A 21,600-nucleotide genomic window follows, 5' to 3' on the forward strand; every position below is an offset into this window, starting at 1 on the left:
TCTTAAGACCCGGCTTCTCCGCGCCGCTCCTGCGCATAACGCACCAGCGCCGCGAAGCGATAGATGCCGTGCACGAATTTGCCGTAGGGCATTGTGATGAACAGCGCGAACACTGCACCCAAATGCAGCGCCAGCAGCGGGCCCATGGCGGCGGTCTCCCGCAAGAGCAGAAGCAGCATGCCGGTGAAGCCGGCCAGGAACAGCATGGCGATGAAGCCGACATCCATGCCGTAGCGCTGCTCGTCGAGCAGTGCCGGATCGCGCCGCATCTTGGCGACGAACAGGCCGATTGGCCCGATGATCAGGCCGACCCCACCGAGCGTGCCGAGCACCACGGGCAGATCCCACCACGGATACGGCGCCTCGCGGCCGAGCAGATAGTGATACAGCGTGGCGACCGAGGTCGCGGCGAAGCAGAGCAGGAAGCCATAGAAGGTCAGGTGATGATACAGCTTGCGCCGGTCGGTCGGCTTGTGATCCTCATTGTAGCAGCCGACGCCGCCACCATGGAGATAGCGCAGCTCACCAGCGTCGCGCGTCGCCTGAAAGATCGAGCCACCGTCCGCAGGACCACCGATCGGCGGGCCGATATCCCGCCAGAACGCACGCACGCTCATCACCAGCGCGAAGATCGCATAAAGGAAGGCAGCGCTGAACAACGCCGCCATCGCGTTGTGCGGCATCAACCTGTAGAACGCGCCGGGGCCGGTGTGCACGCCGAACAGCACGCTGCGGTCGTTCAGGGCCGCGAAGCCGAAGATGAAGGCAGCCATGCTGAGCGCGGCGACGATGCTGATGACGAGGCCATTGCGCGCGAAGGCACCGGACAGCGCCTGCGGCCAGGCATAGGCCGCGTAGGATTCCGCGCGCGCGATCGCCAGCGTCTGCGGGACGTTGACGTTGAATTCATGCGGCGGCGAGAACTGGCAGTCGACGTAGCATGCGCCGCAGCCATGACAGAGATTGGCGAGATAATTGAGATCGCCGTCGGAGAAGGCGCGGCGCATCTCCATGGCGGGAAATACCGCGCAAAGGCCTTCGCAGTAACGGCAGGAATTGCAGACCGTCATCAGGCGGTCCGCTTCGTCGAGAATCCTAGTTCCGTGCATGTTTCGCCGCTTCCCGTCCCGCGATCCGTCCGAACACGCTGCCGATGGTCATGCCCATGCCGGCGGCATAACCCTTGCCGAGCACGTTGCCGGCCATGATCTCGCCGGCCGCGAACATGTTGGCCGACGGCTTGCCATCAGCCATCAGCATGCGCGCCTCCCTGGTCACACGCGTGCCGAGATAGGTGAAGGTGATGCCGGGCCGCACCGGATAAGCAAGATAGGGCGGCGCCTCGATCCGCCGCGCCCAATGCGACTTCTGCGGCGTGATGCCTTCGGTGCGGCAATCGTCCAGGATGGTGTGATCGAAAGTGCCGGGCCGCACCGCGGCGTTGAATTCGGTGATGGTCTTTTCCAGCGCGGCCGGATCGAGCTCGAGCTTGCCGGCGAGCTCAGCCACGGTCTGCCCTGCGATCGGCGGGAACAGCGTCGGCATGAAGCTCGTGACCACGGTGGAATCGAAGATGATGTAGGCGATCTGGTCGGGCTGCGCGGCTACCAGCCGGCCCCAGATCGCGTAGCGCTTCGGCCAGATGTCCTCACCTTCGTCGTAAAAGCGCTGCGCATGCTTGTTGACGACGATGCCGAACACGACCGAATCGTGCCTTGTGATGATGCCGCCGTCGAATTTCGGCGCGCGGGCGTCGATCGCGACCGCATGGCATTGGGTGGGATCGCCAACCTCCTGCACGCCCTTGTCGAGCAGCATCTTCAGGATCGAGCCGCGGTTATAAGGCGAGCCGCGGATCAGGAAATTGTCGGCGGCCTCGCCCCAATATTGCTTCAGCCATTCGATGTTGGCCTCGAACCCGCCGGCCGCAGCGACCAGCGACGTCGCGCGGATCTCGATCTCATCCCTGATCGGTCGCTTGAGGCGGGCGGCGAGAAACATGCCGTCCTCGATCACGAGGTCGCTGACCTCGGCCTCGTATTCGACTTCGACGCCGAGCTTCTCAGCGGTGAGATAAAGTGCGTTCAGCATCGCGCGGCCGCCACCGAGAAAGAAGGAGTTGGTGCGACCAAGGCTCAGCGTGCCGCCGAGCGAGGGCTGCCAGCGCACGCCCTGCTCCACGATCCAGTTCAAGATGTCCTTGGACTCACGGATCATGTGCCGGGCCAGCACCTCGTCGGTCTGGCCGCCGGTGACGCGCAGGAGATCCTCCCAAAACTCCTCCTCGGTGTAGGGGCCGGTGAGGATTTCGGTCGCGTCGTCATGGGCGCAGCGCATGTTGCGGGTGTGGCGCGTGTTGCCGCCACGATAGAATTTCGGCGCGCCTTCGAGCACCAGCACCGACGCCCCACCGCGTCGCGCGCTGATCGCCGCACACAGCGCCGCATTGCCGCCGCCGATCACCAGCACATCGTATTTGCTGCTCATGCCGTCTGCCCGATGCGACGAAGTTGGAGACATTCTGCCCGCCGGCGGCCCCGGTCAATCCGGCTGGCTATTGCGCACCATTGTATACAAAGATATACAAACGTCCAGCAAGCGCGATCGCTGCATGCGCAGGATGCGCGAGCCCACGGGGATGCATGGCAAGACGCCCGACAAAGGCAGGCGGCTCGATCGCGCGCGGCGGCGGCTTGGCGCTCGGCGAAGCCGTGTTCCGCTCGCTCTGCGAGGCGCTGCAGGCCGGCAGCTACCGCGCCGGCGACCGCCTGCGCGAGGAAGAGGTCGCCCAGCGGCTGAAGGTCAGCCGCACGCCGGTGCGGGAGGCTCTGGGGCGGCTCGCGGCACGCGGGTTCGTCGAACCTGCCGGCGGCCGCGGCCTGATCGTGCGCGACCTCGACATCTCGGAGGTGCTCGAACTCTACGCCATGCGCGAGATCATGGAGGGCGCCGCTGCCCGACTTGCCGCCGAGCACGCCTCGGCGCCCGAGATCGATGCACTCAGGGATATCGAGCAGGCTTTCGTCGAAGCGTCCGAGACCGACGCGGCCGAGATGGCAGGAGAAATGGCAAGGCTCAACCGCGCCTTCCACGAGGCGATCTGCCGCGCCGCGCGCAACCGCTATCTCGACAACGCTTCGCGGGAATTGCAGGACTGGATCGCCCTGCTCGGTCCAACCACGTTCACCGTCTCGGGCCGCCCCTCGACCAGCCACCGCGAGCACCAGGCCATCATCGACGCCATCGCGGTTCGCGACGGCAGCAAAGCGGAGCAGCTCGCGCGCACACACATCCGCGAAGCGCTGCGCTGTCGGCTGAAGCTGTTGCAAAAGCAGTAGCAGAGCGCGGCGCTCAGGCGACCAGTTCCGCGACGATCGCCTTCAACACGTCCCGCACATCGCCTGGACTGAGCCGCACCTGTAGTCCTCGCTGACCGCCATTCACATACACGTAATCATGCGCGAGCGCGCTCTGCTCGATCACGGTGCGCACGGGCTTCCGCTGCCCGAATGGGCTGATGCCGCCAACCTTGTAGCCGGTGAGGCGCTCGGCCTCCGGCGGCTTCATCATCTGCGCCGACTTGCCGCTGAAAGCGGCGGCGAGCTTCTTCATCGAGACTTCCTGGTCGGACGGGACGATCACGCAGACCGGCTTGCCGTCGACCAGCGCCATCAGCGTCTTCAACACGCGCGCGGGATCCTCCCCGAGTGCGGCAGCCGCCTGTAGGCTGATGCTCTCGGCATCGGGATCGTAGTCGTAGGTACGGACGGTGAAGGCAATGCCGACGGCTTCAAGCGCACGCGTGGCTGGGCTGACTTTGGACATAGATCAGGTTTATCACCGTCATTGCGAGGAGCGAAGCGACGAAGCAATCCAGAATCTTGCTGCGGAGGCAGTCTGGATCGCTTCGCTTCGCTCGCAATGACGGCGCAGTCCTACTCCGCTGCGTCCCGCAACTCGGCGCGCTCGGCCCTGGCCGCGCAGAACTTGAACTCCGGGATCTTGCCGAACGGATCGAGCGCCGGGTTGGTCAACAAATTCGCCGCCGCTTCCGCGTAGCAGAACGGCATGAACACCATGTTCTCGGGAACGTCGCGGTCGGAGCGGACCTTGACCTCGACCGCGCCGCGGCGGGTCTCGAGCCGGATGAAATCGCCGGGCGCGAGCTTCTTCCTGTGCATGTCCTTTGGCGACATGAACGCAACCGCCTCGGGCTCGATCTGGTCGAGCACCTGCGCGCGGCGGGTCATCGAGCCGGTGTGCCAATGCTCGAGCACGCGGCCCGTCGAGAGCACCATCGGATATTCGGCGTCGGGGATCTCGTCCGGCGGGATGACGTGAGCCGGCACGATCTTGCCGCGGCCGCTCGCGGTCGGGAAGCCCGTGGTGAAGATGATCTCGTTGCCGGGCTTGTTCGGATCGTCCGCCGGATAAGTCACCGCACCTTCACGCACCAGCCGTTCCCAGCTGATGTTCTTGAGCGACGGCATTAGCTCCGCCATCTCGGTGTAGACGTCACCAGGGCCGGCGTAATTCCACGGCAGCCCCATCCGCTTGCCGATCTCCTGGATGATCCAGAGATCCTGCCGCGCGTCGCCCGGCGGCTTGATTACCTGGCGCGCGAGCTGCACGCGGCGATCGGTGTTGGTGAAGGAGCCTTCCTTTTCGGCAAACGCCGAGGCCGGCAGGATGACGTCGGCGTGGAACGCGGTCTCCGTGACGAAGAGATCCTGCACCACGAGATGATCGAGCATGGCAAGCGCCTGGCGCGCGTGCTGGAGATCGGGGTCGGACATCGCGGGGTTCTCGCCCTCGATATACATGCCCGTGATCTCGCCCGCATGGATCGCGTTCATGATCTCGACCACGGTCAGGCCACGCACGGGATCGAGATCCTGGCCCCACAGCTTCTCGAAGGCACCCCGCATGTCGTCGCGGCCGACCGGCTGATAGTCCGGCAGGAACATCGGGATCAGACCGGCATCGGAAGCACCCTGCACGTTGTTCTGGCCGCGCAACGGATGCAGGCCGGTGCCGGGACGGCCGACCTGGCCGGTGATCAGCGCCAGCGCAATCAGGCAGCGCGCATTGTCGGTGCCGTGGACATGCTGGCTGATGCCCATGCCCCAGAAGATGATCGACGATTTTGCCCGCGCATAGGTTCGCGCGACCTCACGCAGGGTCTGCGCCGGGACGCCGCAGATCGCCTCCATCTTCTCCGGCGTGAACTCCTTGATCTTCTCCTTGAGGTCCTCGAACCCCTCGGTGTAGCCGGCGATGTACTGATCGTCGGTCAGCCCTTCGGTGATGATCGTGTGGATCATCGCGTTCAGCATGGCGACGTCGGAGCCCGGCTTGAACTGCAGATGCTTGGTTGCATGGCGCGACAGCGTTTGCCGGCGCGGGTCCATCACGAACAGCTTGGCGCCGTTCTGCTTGACCGCATTCTTGATGAAGGTCGCGGCGACCGGATGGTTCACGGTCGGGTTGGCGCCGATCACGATGATGACCTCGGCGTCCATCGCAGCCGAGAACGGCGCTGACACCGCGCCCGAGCTCAGACCTTCGAACAGCGCCGCGACCGACGAGGCGTGGCACAGACGGGTGCAATGGTCGACATTGTTCGAACCGAAGCCGGTGCGCACCAGCTTCTGGAACAGATAGGCCTCCTCGTTGGAGCCCTTCGCCGAGCCGAAGCCCGCCAGCGCCTTCACGCCCTTCTCGTCGCGGATCATGACGAGGCCCTTGGCCGCGATGTCGAGCGCTTCTTCCCAGCTCGCTTCGCGGAAATGCGTGAACGGATTGGCCGGATCGACCTGGTCGTTGGAATCCTTCTTCGCGTTCGGCAGCCGCACCAGCGGCTTGGTCAGCCGATGCGGATGGTGGATGTAGTCGAAGCCGAAACGGCCCTTGACGCAGAGACGGTTGCGGTTGGCCGGGCCGTCGCGACCCTCGGCATAGATCACCTTCTCGTCCTTGACCTCATAGGTCACCTGGCAGCCGACGCCGCAGAACGGGCAGAGCGAATCTACCTTCTTGTCGGCGTAGGTGACGCGGGTCTGCTTCTCGTCGAGCATTACGGCCGGCATCAGGGCCCCGGTCGGACAGGCCTGCACGCATTCGCCGCAAGCGACGCAGGTGGACTCGCCCATGGGATCGTCGAAATCGAACACGATTTTCGAGCCGTGGCTACGATAGGCCATGCCGATGACGTCGTTGACCTGGACCTCGCGGCAAGCGCGCACGCAGAGGCCGCACTGGATGCAGGCGTCGAGATTGACGCGCATCGCCGGATGGCTGGCGTCGGTCGCCCAACGCTCGGCGGCGGGGAAGCGGCTCTCGGTGACCCCAGTGGTTGCGGCCCAGTGCCAGAATTTGGATTCCGGATCATGCGAGGTCTCGCGCGCCGGCTGATCGGCGACCAGCAGCTCCATGACCATTTTTTGCGCGGAAACCGCGCGCGCGCTCTCGGTCTTCACCTTCATGCCGACCGACGGCGTGCGCTTGCAGGACGCCGCGAGCACGCGCTCGCCCTCGATCTCGACCATGCAGGCGCGGCAATTGCCGTCGGGGCGATAATCGGGCGCCGGCGAATAGCACAGATGCGGAATCTCGCGTCCCCCGCGTTTTGCGACTTGCCAGATCGTCTCGCCTGCATTGGCCTCGACCTGCTTGCCGTCGAGCTCGAACGTAATCTTCGTCATTCGGCCGCTTCCTTGAACTCGTCAGGGAAATATTTGATCACGGTGGCAAGCGGATTCGATGCCGCCTGTCCAAGCCCGCAGATCGAGGCATCGCGCATCGCCTGGCTCAATTCGTCCAGGAGAGCGCGGTTCCAGACCGGCTGCTGCATCAGCAGTGCGGCCTTCTGGGTTCCGACGCGACACGGCGTGCATTGGCCGCAGCTCTCGTCTTCGAAGAACTTCATCAAGTTCAACGCGGCCCCGCGCACGCTGTCCTTTTGCGACAGGATCACGATCGCGGCCGAGCCGATGAAGCAGCCGTATTTTTCAAGCGTGCCGAAATCGAGCGGGATGTCGTCCATCGCCGCCGGCAGGATGCCGCCGGACGCACCACCCGGCAGGTAAGCGTAGAACTGATGACCGTCGGCCATGCCGCCGCAATATTCCTCGATCAGCTCGCGCGCGGTGATGCCAGCAGGCGCGAGCTTCATGCCGGGATTCTTGACGCGGCCCGAGACCGAGAAACTGCGCAGGCCGTGCCGCTCGTGGCGGCCGTGGCCCTTCCACCAGTCGGGGCCCTTCTCGACGATGTCGCGCACCCACCACAAGGTCTCGATGTTGTTGATCAACGTCGGCAGGCCGAACAGGCCGACCTGGAATGGATATGGCGGCTTGTGCCTGGGCAGACCGCGTTTGCCCTCGATGCTTTCCAGCAGCGAGGATTCCTCACCGCAGATATAGGCGCCGGCGCCGCGCCGCATGTGCAGCGTCGGACCGCCCGGCGGGAGCTTTGCGATCTCGCGTTCGAGGATTTCGCGCGATGCCGGATATTCGTCGCGCAGGTAGATGTAGATATCCGAGGCCTGTACCACATGGGCGCCGATCAGCATGCCCTCGAGAAAGCGGTGCGGATCGCTTTCGAGATAGACGCGATCCTTGAACGTGCCGGGCTCGCCCTCGTCGCCGTTAATCGCCATCAGCCGCGGGCCGGGTTCACCAAGCACCGCGCGCCATTTACGTCCCGTCGGGAATCCGGCGCCGCCGAGACCGCGCAACGAGGCGTCGTCGAGTGCCTTCAGCAGGTCGTCCGTCGGTAGTTCGCCCGAGCGCAGGCGATTGAGCAGCTTGTAGCCGCCGCCGGCGACATAGGCCTCATAGCCGATATATTTGGGCACATGCGCGTGGGTGTCGCCAGCCTTCGCTGCCGCCATGACATTGGCGACCGTAGCGTGATCGACGAAGTTGTGTCCGACTTCCGCGGCAGGCGCCGTGTCGCAGCGGCCGACGCAGGGCGCACGCACCACGCGGATGCCGGGACCGGACGCATCCTGCAAATCGGCGAGCAGCTTCTCTCCGCCGAGCATCGCGCAGGTCAGCGAGTCGCAGACGCGGATCGTCAGCGGCGCGATATCGGGCTCGCCTTCCTTCACCACGTCGAAATGCGCGTAGAAGGTTGCGGTCTCGAACACCTCGGCGAACGCGAGCTTCATCTCATCGGCTAGCGCGGCGAGGTGCGCGGCCGAGATCTGGCGATACTTGTCCTGAATCAGATGCAGATATTCGATCAACAGGTCGCGACGCCGCGGCCTGTCGCCGAGCAGCTGCTCGATCTCGTGCGCGGCGGTGGGATCGACCTGCCGTCCCTTGGGCGTGGATTTGGCGCGCTTCCGTCCTTGGCCGGGATGTTCGAACTCGCGAACCTTGTGAACGTCGTCGTTGCTGCTCATGGAGACGTCGCGTTCTCTTCAAATGCGTGATGAGTTTAGGCCGGATCGCCACAGCGATCAGTCTTCATTTCTCGACTCGATCAACGGAAACGGCAGTTCCTGCGCCCCGCCGACCAAGCCAAATTCGACGCAACTCTAGTCTCTGGTATGCCAGATGCAAGACAATTTAGAGCGTCTCTAGAATGATTTAGGAGGCAGGCGGTCGCCCGCCATGCCCCTTTACGCAAGCGTCGGACGGAACCCGATCTCAGGTCTTGCTCATGCACTCTTCGATGTAGAACCAGCGGTCATCCCCGGCGAGGCCCTTGGCTTTCACGTCGGCGCGGCAGGCCTTGAGCTTCGGCTTGTTGGCTGCCCATTTCGCCTTCATGTCTTTCAGCTTCTGCATGGTGAGCTTCATCTTGCCAGGCTTTGCTTCGGTCGTTGCAGCAGGCGCCGCCGGTGTCGTTGTCGTCTGCGCGGATGCGGTATGAAGCCCAGCGACGAGCAGCACGGCCGCAAGGCAAATTCGAGTGCGAAGCATTTCAATCCCCCTAAGTCCCATTGATATCTAAAAGGCAAACGCCTCGGGACGCTGATGATCAGCGTCCCGCTTCTGTCTCGACGGCGGTCAGAATATCTTGACCGCGCTCTCCAATGTCTTCCAGACACCCCAAAGCAGGGGAACGCCGACGAAGGCCCAGAACAGCGCCGCCTTGGCGTCAAGTCCGCCAAATCCGATGCCGTAGGAGCCGTGCGGCCCCGCGGCGGCGGCGTTGGCGCTTGCAGCCTGCAACTTGGCGACATCGGCCTCCTTCATGTGCCATTTCGAATCGACCGGCTTGATCAGATAGTTGCAGATCAAACCCGCGATCAGCATCGCACAGAGGATGTACATGGTCGTGTTGTAGAGCTGATCGCGCGGCACGCCTGCCGCGAGCTGGAACTCGCGGATGTAGTTGACCACGACGGGGCCGATGATGCCCGCGGTGGACCACGCCGTCAGTAGCCGGCCATGGATGGCGCCCACGAACTGGGTTCCGAACATGTCGGCGAGGTAGGCCGGCACGGTGGCGAAGCCGCCGCCATACATCGACAGGATGATGCCGAAGCCGAGCACGAACAGCAGCTTCGAACCCATCGCCGCAAAAGTCGGCGCCAGCGCGTAAAGCACGATGCCGAGGATGAAGAACGTATAGTAGGTGTTCTTGCGACCGATCTTGTCCGACAGCGATGCCCAGAAGAAGCGGCCGCCGATGTTGAACAGCGACAGCAATCCGGCGAACCCCGCGGCAATCGCGGCGATCTGCGCCTTCTGCCCCGCATCGAGTGCGTTGAAGCCCACCTCCGGCAGGCCGATCAGCTTGCCGGCGAAGATCTCCTGGAGCATCGGCGAGGCCATGCCGATCACGCCGATGCCGGCCGAGACGTTCAGGCACAGCACCCACCAGATCAGCCAGAATTGCGGCGTCTTGTGCGCGTCGTTGAGATGGACGTTGGCCTTCGAGATCATCGCGTTGGCCTTCGACGGCGCGGTCCAGCCCTCGGGCTGCCAGCCGGGCGGCGGCAAGCGATAGCGGAACGCGCCGATCATCATGAACACGAAGTAGATGACGCCCATCGCGACGAAGGTCTCCCAGACGCCGACCGAGGTCGGGGTCTTGAAGTAGTTCATCAAGAGGTTCGCCAGCGGCGCGCCGATCATGGCGCCGCCGCCGAAGCCCATGATGGCCATGCCGGTCGCCATGCCGCGGCGATCCGGGAACCACTTCACCAGCGTCGACACCGGCGAGATATAGCCGAGGCCGAGACCGATGCCGCCGATCACGCCGGAACCCAGCCACAACAGCCAGAGCTGATGGGTGTAAACCCCGATCGCACCGAGGAAGAGGCCGCCGCACCAGCACAGCGCCGAGACGAAGCCGGCCTTGCGCGGGCCTACGCGCTCCAGCCAGCCGCCCCACACCGCAGCCGCGATACCGAGCAGCACGAAAAAGAGCGTGTACATCCACCCCATGCTGGCGACCTTCCAGTCGCAGCTGGTCGTGAACAGCTCCTGAAACAGTGACATCTCTGCGCACGCCTTCGGCGCGGTCACGCCGATCGCGCGCGACAGCGGCAGCCAGAACACCGAGAAGCCGTAGGCCATGCCGATGCAGAGATGGATGCACAGCGCAGCCGGCGGCACCAGCCAGCGATTGAACCCGGCGGTCGCGATGGTCCGCTCGCGATCCAGAAAACCTGCGCCGGCACCCGAAAGTGTTCCCGCGCTCTCGATGGTAGACATGCATTCCTCCCCTAAAGCCGCCCTTCTGAGCGGCCTGCCACGACGGTCCTGTTCCTCAGCCTGCAGCGCAGCCTTTGTCCCTGCTGCCCCGCATAATGATCGACGCGCGCCAGGATCATCACGCGCATCCGAGACGTTTAACCCCTAACCATGGGGACTATGCCCGACGCCACGGCCGGGCTTCTTTCGACGGCCCATTTGCTCCGCATATCGCAGGCAAGACTCGACCTCCGCATCTCGGCGGAGAACGTCAATTGGGGCAGAAGTGATGATCGATGTCGATAGACAAAAGGTAGGTATCAACCGAGTGACTGCCGGCTAAGTGGGCAGCGCACCATTGATATTTTCTATCGAGCGATCGGCCTTCTCTATCAAGAACACGATGCGCGCGTCGTTGCGCTCGGTGATCTCCACCGTGTCGCCGGTCTCTCGGATCAGGTTCGGAATGTCAATCACCGACAGCGGATCGGTGCAGTACACTTCGAGCTGATCGCCCGGCTGCAGCGGCTTCAGCGCTTTGCGCGTCTTCAGGGCGGGCAGCGGGCATTTCAGCCCGGTGAGATCGAGCGTCGTTCTGGTCATCGACGCAACATGGCGGGAAGGGCCGATGGCGTCAACGCCAAGGCACAACGCCGGACTCAGAGCAGATCGGCATAGGACAAAAAACCCACGCACTGCCCCGGCTCGACACGCGTGACCTCCTCATCGAGCTCGATGAGGCCGTCGGTGTCGACCAGAGAGGACAACAGCCCAGCCCCCTCGCGTGGAAACTTGATTGCCTCGAGTGCGCCGTCCTGCGTGCGCCGCAAGGAGGCCCGAACATATTCGCGTCGGCCCGCCTTCTTCCTGTAGGTGAATGCCGCGCGCACCGGGATCGGCAACAGCGGCGCCGGCAGGCTGCCCGCAAGCGCCAGCACCGTCGGCCTCACCACATGCACGAAGGTGACGAAACTCGCGACGGGATTGCCCGGCAATCCGATCAGCGGCGTGCCCTCAATGATGCCCATCGCCACGGGACGTCCCGGCTTGATCGCCATCCGCCACAACACCAGCGAGCCGATGCTCTCGACTGCGGCCTTGACGTGATCCTCTTCCCCGGTCGACACGCCGCCGGTGGTGAGGATCAGATCGTGCGTGCCGGCGACTTGCTTGAGGCCATTCGCAAGCGAGATACGTTCGTCGCGCAAAATGCCGAGATCGCTGACGTCGCAGCCGAGCCGGCGCAGCATCGCCATCAGCATGAAGCGATTGGAATCGAACAGCTGCGAGGGCGCGCGCGGCTCGCCGGGCGAGGCCAGTTCGTCGCCGGTCGAGAACACCGCGACGCGGATGCGCCTGACGACGTCGAGCCTGACAAGGCCGAACGCCGCCGCGAGCGCGACATGCTGCGGCAGCAAGCGCTGGCCGGCGCGCAGCGCGATGTGGCCTTGTGGAATGTCCTCTCCCGCAGGGCGGACATTCGCGCCCGGCTTCAGCCCCGGCGGCAGCACAATTCGGCCGGTACCATCGACGCGGACGTCTTCCTGCATGAAGACGGTTTCGGCATCCGGCGGCATCGGCGCGCCGGTGAAGATGCGCGCGGTGTGGCCGGCCTTGATCGGCGCCAGTGCCAGACCTCCGGCCTGGATGCGGCCGTCGAGCGGGAGTGCCCGCTCGGCGCTGTCCGGAAGATCCGCGTTGCGCACGGCGTAGCCGTCAACAGCGGAGTTGGTGAACGGCGGCAACGGCAGCGGCGCCGCGATATCGCGGGCCAGCACACGACCATCAGCATCGACAAGCGCCACGGTTTCGAGATCGACTATGGCGTTGACGCGCGTCGTGATCAGACCAACGGCCTCGTCGACCGACATCATCGGTCCGCCGAAGGCAAAACAATCGTCCGACAGTTGCGCCATGGTGCCTCGTCAGCGCATCGCGGCGCTTTTCGCGACCGCTTCCTCGACCGGCATCGCCGCGCTAAGCAGCAATTCCGCGGCTGCGGCGATATCGTCGAGATGGACGGTCGGCAGTCGGGTTTCAATGGCAACGTCAGCCGCGATCCCGAAAATTCCGGGATCATCGGGAAACAGCAACGGCTTGTCGTTGGCGGCGCGATGCACTTCGATCTTGCGATGCGGCTCGCGCTTGAAACCCTCGACGACGACGAGATCGACCTCCGACAATTTGCTCAACAGTTCCGGCAGACGCGGCTCCATCGCCCCGCGCAATTCGTGCATCAGGGCCCAGCGATTTGACGAAGCAACCAGCACCTCGGCCGCGCCGGCCTCGCGATGGCGCCAGGAATCCTTGCCGGGAACGTCGACGTCGAACTGGTGGTGCGCATGCTTGATGACCGAGACGCGCAAGCCAAGCGCATTGAAATGCGGGATCAGCCGCGTCAACAGCGTGGTCTTGCCCGCACCGCTCCAGCCTGCAAGGCCGATGACTTTCATTCCAGCTCCGTCTCCGCGAGCGACCCGGTCCTTGATGGAACCACTCTCTCCTCCGTCATTGCGAGCGCGGCGAAGCAATCCAGGAATGCATCCACGGCGGCAGCCTGGATTGCTTCGCTTCGCTCGCAATGACGAATAGGCGGCATTTCGTTCTCTCGCTAGCATGCTTATATCGGCTTGACCCGAATGTCATGCTAACGTCGCGGCCATGATGAAGATCGACAAAGCCCCAGCGCCCCTGATCGTCCCCGACACCGAGGACCCGCGCCTCACCGAGAGCGTGACCGGGACCGACCAGTCCGGCGCCAGGATCGAGATCAAGGTGCCGGTGGAGCGCCCGCTGACGCTCTACCTGAATTCGCAGGAGATCGTCACCATGATGACGATCGGCGACTATCCGGAATATCTGGCGCTGGGCTATTTGCTCAACCAGAACATGCTGAAATACAACGACGCGGTCACCGAGGTCGAATACGACGACGACCTCCAGGTGGTGGTGGTGCGCACCGAGCACCACACCAATTTCGAAGCCAAGCTGAAGAAGCGCACGCAGACTTCGGGCTGCGCGCAGGGCACCGCCTTCGGCGATCTGTTAGAGGCGGTCGAGAGCGTCGCGCTGCCGAAGGCGGAGCTGCGCACCTCCTGGCTCTACCAGATGACTCAGACCATCAACACCATGCCCTCGCTCTATCTGGAGGCCGGTGCGATCCACGGCTGCGTGCTCTGCAGGGAGGGCGAGCCGCTCTGCTACACCGAGGATGTCGGCCGTCACAACGCCGTCGACAAGATCGCGGGCTGGATGTACCGCCACGGCGTCGATGCGTCCGACAAGATCCTCTACACCACGGGACGGCTCACCTCCGAGATGGTGATCAAGACGGTCCGCATGGGAATTCCAATTTTGGTATCGCGCTCCGGCTTCACCGCCTGGGGCGTCGATCTCGCCCGGCAGGTGGGCTTGACGCTGGTCGGCCGCGCACGCGGCAAACGGTTCATCGCGTTGTCGGGGGAAGAGCGCATCGTCTACGACCAGAACCTCGCTTACGTCGAGGAGGAATCGGCCAAGCACAAGCGCAAGGGTGAAGGTGGTGACGATTAGCTTTCCGACCACGCAAGGCGTGCTGCTCGCCGGCGGCCTCGCGCGGCGCATGGGCGGCGGCGACAAGCCGATGCGCACCATTGGCGGGCGCACCATCCTGGAGCGGGTGATCGCACGCCTGAAGCCGCAATGCAGCGGGCTGATCCTCAACGCCAATGGCGATCCCGCCCGCTTCGCCGCGTTCGGTTTGCAGGTCGTCGCCGACGACGTGCCCGGCTTTCCCGGCCCGCTCGCCGGCATCCTTGCCGCGCTCGACTGGACCGCGGCGAACCGGCCTGAGGTGGAGTGGGTGCTCAGTGCCGCCGGCGACTGCCCGTTCCTGCCGCGCGATCTGGTCGCGCGCTTGCACGAAGAACGCCTCGCCGCGAATGCCGAGCTCGCCGTCGCGGCATCAGGCGGCCAGTCGCATCCGGTGATAGGCTTGTGGCGCGTTGGCTTGCGCGACGAACTGCGTCACGCGCTGGTGGTCGAGGATCTCCGCAAGATCGACCGCTGGACCGCGCGCTACCCGCTCGCGACGGTGACGTGGCAGACCGAGCCGCTCGATCCGTTCTTCAATGCCAACACGGTCGAGGATATCGCGGAAGCCGAGCGGCTGGCCGCACTGGATGCGGCGTCTTAATCAAGCTCTACGCCGGCCGGAATCCCGCCCCCTCCAGTGCCGCGCGAGCCTCGTCCGAGCCGAGCGCATCTAGAAAGGCCTGCACTGCTGGTCGCTGCTTGCGCGCTGTGACCAGTGCGAAGTCATAGTGTTCCTCCGCGAGGGGAATGAAACCGAGGCCGACCGCATGGGCGACTGGCGCAATGGTCATGCCCCAGTCGGCGCGGTGCTGTGCGACCGCCGCGGCCACCGCATTGTGCGAGCGTGGCTGGTTCCAATAGCCTTCCGGGCGCGCACCACCGAGCAAGCGATCGATCAGGATGCGCGTGCCGGCGCCCTGGTTACGGTTGACCATGATGCAGGAGGGATCAGCGAGCGCCGCGACGACGGCGTCCTTCGCGCTGTGGCCTTCGAAACGCTTGTCTCCCTTGCGGAACACGATGCCCTGCATCCTTCGCCAGCCTGGCACGAGTTCGAGTCCTTCGACGAGGTAAGGCGTATTGTAGGTCTCGGTCTTGTCGTCGAATAGATGGATCGGCGCCAGATCGCATTCGCCGCGCCGTGCCGCCGCAAGTCCGCCGAGACTGCCGACCGCGATCGAACGCACGGTCAGGCCGGCATGCGCGAGTTGCGCCGTGACGAGATCGAGTCCGGTACAATGGCTGCCGACGATGACGAGATCGGGCACCCGCACGTGCGGCGTGAAGAGCGTCACCTCGGCCTCGGTTCCGGCCGGCATCTGGTCGGCGAGCGCGTCGATGCGCAGAAAACCGTCGGCCTGCGCGAACGACGTGATCGCACCGGATCCCTTGCCGGAGGGATAGGCGATCAAGCCGTCCTTGCCTTCCACCAGCGAGACCATGACGAATTCGGTGCGGCCGAGCTCGGACGCAATGCGCACCGGCACGGTCGCGCTCACCCTGGCATCGGCGCGTGGGGGCAATCCCGCAATCTTGCGCAGCACGGGCACGATCATGTCGTGGAAGGTGAACATCGCCGAGGTCGGAAAACCCGGCAGGATCACCACCGGCTTGCCGTCGCACACCGCAAGACACAGCGGCTTGCCGGGCTTGAGCGCGATGCCATGCGCGATGATGCCGGGCTGGCCGAGCCGGCCGATGATGCGATGGGAGAGATCGCCCGCGCCTTTCGACGTGCCGCCGGAGAGCACCAGCATGTCGGCGTCCGCAAGCGCACGCCGCATGGCGGCTTCGAGCTGGGCTTCGTCGTCGGGAATGGCGCCGAGGAACACCGCTTCACCGCCGTTCTCGTCGATCGCAGCAGTGACGATCGCGCCGTTGGTGTCGTAGATCGCAGCAGGCGCGAGCACCTCGCCCGGCTGAACCAGTTCGTCGCCGGTGGAGATCACGGCCACACGAGGTTTGCGCACGACGCGCACTTCGGCAATACCGCAAGCCGCCAGCATGCCGACCTCGCGCGAGCCGATGATCGTGCCGGCGCGCAGCAGCGCCTCGCCGCGCGCGATATCGGATCCTGCGTAGGATATGAATTGCCCGGGCGAGGCCGCGCGACGGACCTCGATCGCACCCGACCCGGCCGGCTGGGTATGCTCGACCATGACCACGGCATCGGCACCGCGCGGCAGCGGACCGCCGGTGGCAATCGCCGTTGCCGTTCCCGCCGCCACTTGCAGCGCCGGGACGGTGCCGCAGTGAATGGTCTCGCCATTCAACCCGAGGCGAACCGGCGCGCCTTCGCCGGCTCTCGCAAGGTCCGCCGAGCGCACCGCAAAGCCGTCGACATTGGAACGGTCGAACGGCGGCACGTCGATCGGCGCAGTGAAGTCTTCAGCGAGCGACGCACCGAGCGCAGCACCGAGTTTGCGCGTTTCGCTCAAAAGAGCGCGCGGGAACAGCGCGGCCTCGAAGCGAGCCAGGGCCTCCTCGCGGGAAAGGATTTTGAGGAACTGTTCCTGTTCGAGCGCGCTGCGGACTTGCGATTGCGGGATCACGGTCATGCTAAACCCATATCATTCCCGCATTAGATAGGCATCGACCGGCGCGCCCGCTGCAAATCCCTCGTGACTGGCGGGAACGAGCAGCCATGCATCCGCACGGGCAATTGCCTGGAGCGGCCATTCTCCTACCGCAAGCGGCACCCACGCACGATGTTCCTCGGCCAGCAGGACCATTTCGGCGATGCCGACGCTGGATGCAATTTTTCGCGCGAGCGGCAAGTTCATCTGTCGGCGCGGCAGCCGCGCCGATAGCGGGTCTACGAGCGGCCGCACGAGCGCGAGCCAGACCGCGAGCGCATGATCCGGCGATCCGGGCAAGGCGACGACAGGAATGGTTCCGAGCCGCCCGACCGCGGCGGTGCGTCCGGGCTGGAGCGCAAGACCATGGGCGATCACGTCACCATGCTGGGCCAGCGCCGTGACCGCTGCATCCGTGCGACCGACACCGCTGCCGCCGATCGTCAGCAGGAGATCGCAGGTGGGCGCACCGAACGCCGCCGCGATCGATCCCGCATCGCGCGCGCCGGCCTCGCTCGTTTGCACATCCAGTCCTGCGGCGCGTGCGATGTCCGCGATCAGATGCATGGTTCCCGTTGCGCCTGGTACATTGACAATGCGCAGCCGCGGACGGCGCACGCGCAGTCGGTTCAGTCCGGCGGCGCGCGCGAGCAGCAGAGCGCCAGGATCGATCGGATACCCCTTTGCCGCGGCAGGCGTGCGTCCGTCGATGTCGCTTCCAGCACGCCTGACGCCCTGCCCCGGCACGCCCTCCGCCAGCACCTGGGCGAGCGGACCAGACAGTTCGACTGCGTCGGCATCGAGCACACAGTCGCATCCCGCCGGCATCGCCTCGCCGGCATCGACCCAGGCGGGCGCTGTTGCGAGAGGCAGCGGTGAATAGGAGGACGCGCCGACCAGATCATTGGCGCATAGCGCCCAGCCGTCCGCGGCAGCGACGTCGCGAGGCGGTCGGGCCGCGAGCAGCGGATTGCCGGCCGCGATACAGCCGGCCGCTTCACTCAGCGGCAACTCCACCGGCGCGAGCGGATCAAGCCCTGTCAGCAACGCAGCGAGCGCGGCGTCGAGCGGCGTCAGCGATGGCGGCAGGCGCTGGGTCATGCGCATGGTGGACCACGCATCGCCCGGTTTGGCAACCGCTGGCGATACGAACGTCAGCCGCCCGACTTGTCCGCATTGGGGAAGAACAGTTGTTGTCCGTCGACCTTGTATCGGGCGATCACCGCCTGTCCGTCGGGCGAGATCAGCCAGTCGACGAAGTCTTGCCCCAACTCCTTCTTGACGTTCGGAAACTTCGCGGGGTTCACCAGCATCACGCCGTACTGATTGAGCAGCCGCTTGTCGCCTTCGACGACGATGTCGAGATCGCCGCGTTCCCGAAAAGCGATCCAGCCGCCGCGGTCGGACAGCACATAGGCGTTCGCCGCGCGCGCTGCGTCGAGGGCGGAGGCCATGTCCTGCTTGGCTTCGCGATACCAGGCGCCCTTGGTGCGGGCGATGTCGATGCCGGCAACGATCCAGAGCGCGAGCTCAGCGGCATGCGTGCCCGAGCGGTCTCCGCGCGTCACGAACGGCGCGCCCTTGGCCTCGATCGCCTTCAGCGCGGTCGCGATGTCCTTGCCCTTGACGCCGGCGGGATCGCTCTTCGGCCCGATCAGCACATAGTCGTTGTACATCACGTCGAAGCGCTTCGCGGCAAAGCCGTCGGCAACGAATTTCTCCTCCTGCGGCCGTGCATGCATCAGCACGACGTCGACTTCGCCCCTTCGTGCCCCCTCGAGCACCTCGTCGGCGCGCCGCGCGATCACCGTCACCTCGATGCCGGTCTTGTCACGGAATATCGGCAGCAGATAGTCGAGCAGGCCGGACTCCTGCGTCGCTGAGGTCGTGACGAGCACGATCGCGCGGTCCTCCGCGGATGACGCCGCAACGCCTGCGGCGAGGCCGCAGACAAGCGCGAATGCAACAGAGAGGCGGCGGACGGCCATGATCGGGTTCCCACTGGCTAAGACGCGATCATGATGATGATCGATTGCGCCGCACTCGTGACGCGGTTGCTCGTTGCGGCGCCGGATGCCAACAACAAAAGATAGAGCGCGGATCAAACCACTACCGGCGACAGACTTACCCTGCGCGCCGCGCGCCGACAATTCGGGAAATCTCGGCAACGCACGGAGCGGCATGCCGATTGCAGTCGCGCACGCGACAGCCGCACGATCCACACCACGCGAGCGATTCAGGATCGTTCACCAAAGCAGGGATCGCGCGTGAGGATGTGTTGCAAAGCAACGAGATGATCGGGCATGGTCGTGGCGGACAAAACTTGAAATGCAGAATTCCACCTGCGTCGAACGTCAAAAAGAAGCAAGAATTTGCATAGGAATGCAGGATGGAATTCCTGACGACCAGCGAAGCCGCCGACTATCTTCGGCTCGGCGAACGCAAGCTATACGAACTGGTCACCACCGGTGCGATCCCCTGCACCAAGGTGACCGGAAAGTGGCTCTTCCCGCGGCACGAGCTCGATCTCTGGGTGCTGTCCGGACTGGCGCGTCCGGCCGGCATGCTGATCGCCGAGCCGCCGCCGGTCGTCGGCGGCAGCCAGGACGAGCTTCTGGATTGGGGTCTGCGCGAATCCGGCTCGGGCCTGGGATCGATGAGCGAGGGCAGCGCGCGCGGGCTCGAGCGCTTGCAGCGCGACGAGGTGATGGCCGTGGCAATGCACTTCCACAGCCTCGATGCCGGCGGCAATCTCGCCGCCGACGCCAATGCGACGGTCCTGCGAGATGCTCCGGACCTGCATGATGCATTGCTGGTCGCGTTCGTGCGCCGCGAGCAAGGTCTCGTGCTGCCGCCGGGCAATCCCAAGCGGCTGCGCGGCCTTTCCGACGTGCTCGCGCTCGGGGCCAGGATGGCGATGCGGCAACAGGGCACGGGCGCGCAGATGCTGCTCGATGTGCTGCTGAAGCGCGCCGGCGCCTCGACGCGCGATTTGCGCCGGATCGAGACGCCCGCTCTGACCGGGCCGGATCTCGCCGAGATCGTCCGCGCGGGACAAGCCGATTGCGGAATCGCGACGCGTGCGTCGGCGCGCTCGGCCGGCCTCGATTTCGTGCCGCTGGTCTGGGAGAACTTCGACCTCGCGATGCGGCAGCGCAGCTATTTCCGCCCCGCCATGCAGGGCCTGATCCGGTTCCTCAGCGAAAAGCGGTTGCTCCAGCGCGCCGAGGAGCTGACCGGCTACGATCCCTCCCCGGCCGGACAGATCCGCTTCGCCGGCTGACGTTGACGCCCGCCCCCAAATAGTTGCAAAAGAAACCAATTCAGCCGGGCATACCCGGGGCACACCGGCCAACGCGCCGGATCAGGGGAGGACAAACGTGAAGCCAACGAGATTTGGACTGCCGGTCGCTGCCGGCTTTGCAGCGACGTTCGTGGCAGCAACACTGCTGCCGGGCGCCGCATTGGCGCAGGTGTCCGACGACGTCGTCAAGATCGGCGTGCTCACCGACATGAACGGTCCGGCCTCGGCGCCGACCGGCCAGGGCTCGGTGACGGCGGCGCAGATGGCAATCGACGATTTCGGCGGCACCGTGCTCGGCAAGCCGATCAGCATCGTCGTCGGCGACCATCAGCTCAAGGCCGATATCGGCGGCGCGATTGCACGGCGCTGGTACGACGTCGACCAGGTCGATCTGATCGTCGACGTGCCGGTCTCCGCGGTCGGGCTCGCGGTGCAGAACATGGCCAACGAGAAGAAGCGGCTGTTCATCACCCACTCCACCGGCACCGCGGATTTCCACGGCAAGTTCTGCTCGCCTTACGCGATCCAGTGGGTGTTCGACACCCGCGCGCTCGCGGTCGGCACCGCGGACGCGGTGGTCAAGCGCGGCGGCGACAGCTGGTTCTTCATCACCGACGACTATGCCTTCGGCCATTCGCTGGAGCGCGACGCCTCGGCGGTGGTGACCGCCAATGGCGGCAAGGTGCTGGGCTCGGTGAAGCCGCCGCTGGCAACGCCCGACCTCTCTTCGTTCGTGCTGCAGGCGCAGGCCTCCAAGGCCAAGATCATCGGCATCGCCGCGGGTCCCCCCAACAACATGAACGAGATCAAGACCGGCTCCGAGTTCGGCGTGTTCAAGGGCGGCCAGCAGATGGCGGCACTGCTGGCGCTGATCACCGACATTCATGGCCTCGGCCTGCAGGCCGCGCAAGGGCTGTTGCTGACGACCTCATTCTATTGGGACCTGGACGACAAGACCCGCGAATGGTCGAAGCGCTACTTCGCCAAGATGAACAAGATGCCGTCGATGTGGCAGGCGGGCGTCTATTCGAGCGTGATGCACTATCTCAACGCCATCAAGGACACCGGCACCGACGATCCGCTCAAGGTCGCCGCCAAGATGCGGGAAAAGCCGATCGAGGATTTCTTCGCCCGCAACGGCCGCTTACGCGATGACAATCTGATGGTGCACGATCTCTGGCTGGTGCAGGTGAAGACGCCGGAGGAAAGCAAATATCCGTGGGACTATTACAAGATCCTCACGACGATCTCGGGCGACAAGGCGTTCGGTCCGCCGGACCCGGCGTGTGCGATGGTGAAGAAGTGAGGGTGTAGCGAAGTCGCGCTGACGGTGCACCCTCTCCCCTTGCGAGAGAGGGTGGATTCGCGAAGCGAAGCCGGGTGAGGGGTTGTCTCCGCTCGACCAGCTCTCGCTGAATGCGCGGAGAGATACCCCTCATCCGGCGCTTCGCGCCACTTTCTCCCGCATCCGCCTTCGCCAAGGCTTCGGCGG

Annotated in this window: 18 protein-coding genes; 5 read left to right on the forward strand and 13 right to left on the reverse strand. The window is 65.0% G+C overall.

Annotated elements, in window-relative coordinates:
• Positions 1 to 2: 2 nt before the first annotated feature.
• Both tcuB and tcuA read right to left on the reverse strand, forming a co-directional pair.
• Entirely contained in the window at positions 3 to 1,109 is a 1,107-nt protein-coding gene (tcuB, locus tag ABIB66_RS29855) for a tricarballylate utilization 4Fe-4S protein TcuB (protein WP_354210395.1), read from the reverse strand.
• A complete protein-coding gene (gene tcuA, locus ABIB66_RS29860; protein ID WP_354256606.1) occupies positions 1,096 to 2,487 on the reverse strand; it encodes an FAD-dependent tricarballylate dehydrogenase TcuA in 1,392 nt (463 codons plus the stop codon). The genes tcuB and tcuA overlap by 14 nt, the downstream gene beginning before the upstream one ends.
• A gap of 155 nt (positions 2,488 to 2,642) precedes the next feature.
• Between tcuA and ABIB66_RS29865 the strand changes: the two genes are divergently transcribed.
• On the forward strand, positions 2,643 to 3,338 hold the full coding sequence (locus ABIB66_RS29865; protein ID WP_354256609.1) for a GntR family transcriptional regulator: 696 nt from the start codon (positions 2,643 to 2,645) through the stop codon (positions 3,336 to 3,338).
• A gap of 13 nt (positions 3,339 to 3,351) precedes the next feature.
• Here ABIB66_RS29865 and ybaK read toward each other — a convergent pair whose 3' ends face one another.
• The 8 genes from ybaK to mobB all read right to left on the reverse strand — a co-directional run bounded on the left by ybaK (position 3,352) and on the right by mobB (position 13,108).
• Entirely contained in the window at positions 3,352 to 3,825 is a 474-nt protein-coding gene (gene ybaK, locus ABIB66_RS29870) for a Cys-tRNA(Pro) deacylase (RefSeq protein WP_354210398.1), read from the reverse strand.
• Positions 3,826 to 3,935: 110 nt separating this feature from the next.
• Positions 3,936 to 6,704, reverse strand: coding sequence for a formate dehydrogenase subunit alpha (gene fdhF, locus ABIB66_RS29875; RefSeq protein WP_354210399.1), 2,769 nt, complete (start codon positions 6,702 to 6,704; stop codon positions 3,936 to 3,938).
• Complete coding sequence (locus tag ABIB66_RS29880) at positions 6,701 to 8,410, reverse strand: NADH-ubiquinone oxidoreductase-F iron-sulfur binding region domain-containing protein (protein ID WP_354210401.1); 1,710 nt, start codon at positions 8,408 to 8,410, stop codon at positions 6,701 to 6,703. Before ABIB66_RS29880 ends, fdhF begins: the two co-directional genes overlap by 4 nt.
• A 247-nt stretch (positions 8,411 to 8,657) precedes the next feature.
• The gene (locus tag ABIB66_RS29885; RefSeq protein ID WP_354210402.1) at positions 8,658 to 8,933 is read right to left on the reverse strand and encodes a hypothetical protein; all 276 of its coding nucleotides are present in this window, start codon (positions 8,931 to 8,933) and stop codon (positions 8,658 to 8,660) included.
• Between the two features lie 87 nt (positions 8,934 to 9,020).
• Positions 9,021 to 10,676: an OFA family MFS transporter gene (locus ABIB66_RS29890; protein ID WP_354065193.1), complete on the reverse strand. Its 1,656-nt coding sequence runs from the start codon at positions 10,674 to 10,676 to the stop codon at positions 9,021 to 9,023.
• A gap of 318 nt (positions 10,677 to 10,994) precedes the next feature.
• Positions 10,995 to 11,258 carry a sulfurtransferase TusA family protein gene (locus tag ABIB66_RS29895; RefSeq protein ID WP_007606513.1) on the reverse strand — a complete coding sequence of 88 codons (264 nt, stop codon included), beginning with the start codon at positions 11,256 to 11,258 and terminating at the stop codon, positions 10,995 to 10,997.
• 56 nt (positions 11,259 to 11,314) lie between these two features.
• Complete coding sequence (locus tag ABIB66_RS29900; protein WP_354210403.1) at positions 11,315 to 12,571, reverse strand: molybdopterin molybdotransferase MoeA; 1,257 nt, start codon at positions 12,569 to 12,571, stop codon at positions 11,315 to 11,317.
• Positions 12,572 to 12,580: 9 nt separating this feature from the next.
• Positions 12,581 to 13,108 (reverse strand): molybdopterin-guanine dinucleotide biosynthesis protein B, encoded by a 528-nt coding sequence (mobB, locus tag ABIB66_RS29905; RefSeq protein ID WP_354210404.1) that lies wholly within the window; start codon positions 13,106 to 13,108, stop codon positions 12,581 to 12,583.
• A gap of 208 nt (positions 13,109 to 13,316) precedes the next feature.
• Between mobB and fdhD the strand changes: the two genes are divergently transcribed.
• The gene (fdhD, locus tag ABIB66_RS29910) at positions 13,317 to 14,207 is read left to right on the forward strand and encodes a formate dehydrogenase accessory sulfurtransferase FdhD (RefSeq protein ID WP_354210405.1); all 891 of its coding nucleotides are present in this window, start codon (positions 13,317 to 13,319) and stop codon (positions 14,205 to 14,207) included.
• Positions 14,194 to 14,829, forward strand: a complete 636-nt coding sequence (gene mobA / locus ABIB66_RS29915) for a molybdenum cofactor guanylyltransferase MobA (protein ID WP_354210406.1) — start codon at positions 14,194 to 14,196, stop codon at positions 14,827 to 14,829. The genes fdhD and mobA overlap by 14 nt, the downstream gene beginning before the upstream one ends.
• A 7-nt stretch (positions 14,830 to 14,836) precedes the next feature.
• On the opposite strand, the gene ABIB66_RS29920 is transcribed toward mobA, so the two are convergent.
• The 3 genes from ABIB66_RS29920 to ABIB66_RS29930 are packed head-to-tail and all read right to left on the reverse strand — an operon-like array spanning position 14,837 to position 18,792.
• Positions 14,837 to 16,786: a molybdopterin biosynthesis protein gene (locus ABIB66_RS29920; RefSeq protein ID WP_354210407.1), complete on the reverse strand. Its 1,950-nt coding sequence runs from the start codon at positions 16,784 to 16,786 to the stop codon at positions 14,837 to 14,839.
• Positions 16,787 to 16,798: 12 nt separating this feature from the next.
• Positions 16,799 to 17,905, reverse strand: a complete 1,107-nt coding sequence (locus tag ABIB66_RS29925) for a molybdopterin-binding protein (RefSeq protein ID WP_354210460.1) — start codon at positions 17,903 to 17,905, stop codon at positions 16,799 to 16,801.
• Positions 17,906 to 17,958: 53 nt separating this feature from the next.
• Positions 17,959 to 18,792 carry an ABC transporter substrate-binding protein gene (locus ABIB66_RS29930; protein ID WP_354210408.1) on the reverse strand — a complete coding sequence of 278 codons (834 nt, stop codon included), beginning with the start codon at positions 18,790 to 18,792 and terminating at the stop codon, positions 17,959 to 17,961.
• A 401-nt stretch (positions 18,793 to 19,193) separates the two neighbouring features.
• On the opposite strand from ABIB66_RS29930, the gene ABIB66_RS29935 reads away from it, so the two are divergent.
• Together ABIB66_RS29935 and ABIB66_RS29940 are read left to right on the forward strand one after the other, a co-directional pair.
• Positions 19,194 to 20,087, forward strand: coding sequence for a substrate-binding domain-containing protein (locus ABIB66_RS29935; protein ID WP_354210409.1), 894 nt, complete (start codon positions 19,194 to 19,196; stop codon positions 20,085 to 20,087).
• A 97-nt stretch (positions 20,088 to 20,184) separates the two neighbouring features.
• The gene (locus ABIB66_RS29940) at positions 20,185 to 21,414 is read left to right on the forward strand and encodes an ABC transporter substrate-binding protein (protein ID WP_275172119.1); all 1,230 of its coding nucleotides are present in this window, start codon (positions 20,185 to 20,187) and stop codon (positions 21,412 to 21,414) included.
• Positions 21,415 to 21,600: the final 186 nt, after the last annotated feature.

Origin of the sequence: Bradyrhizobium sp. F1.13.3 (genome assembly GCF_040548265.1) — a bacterium.
GTDB lineage: Bacteria > Pseudomonadota > Alphaproteobacteria > Rhizobiales > Xanthobacteraceae > Bradyrhizobium.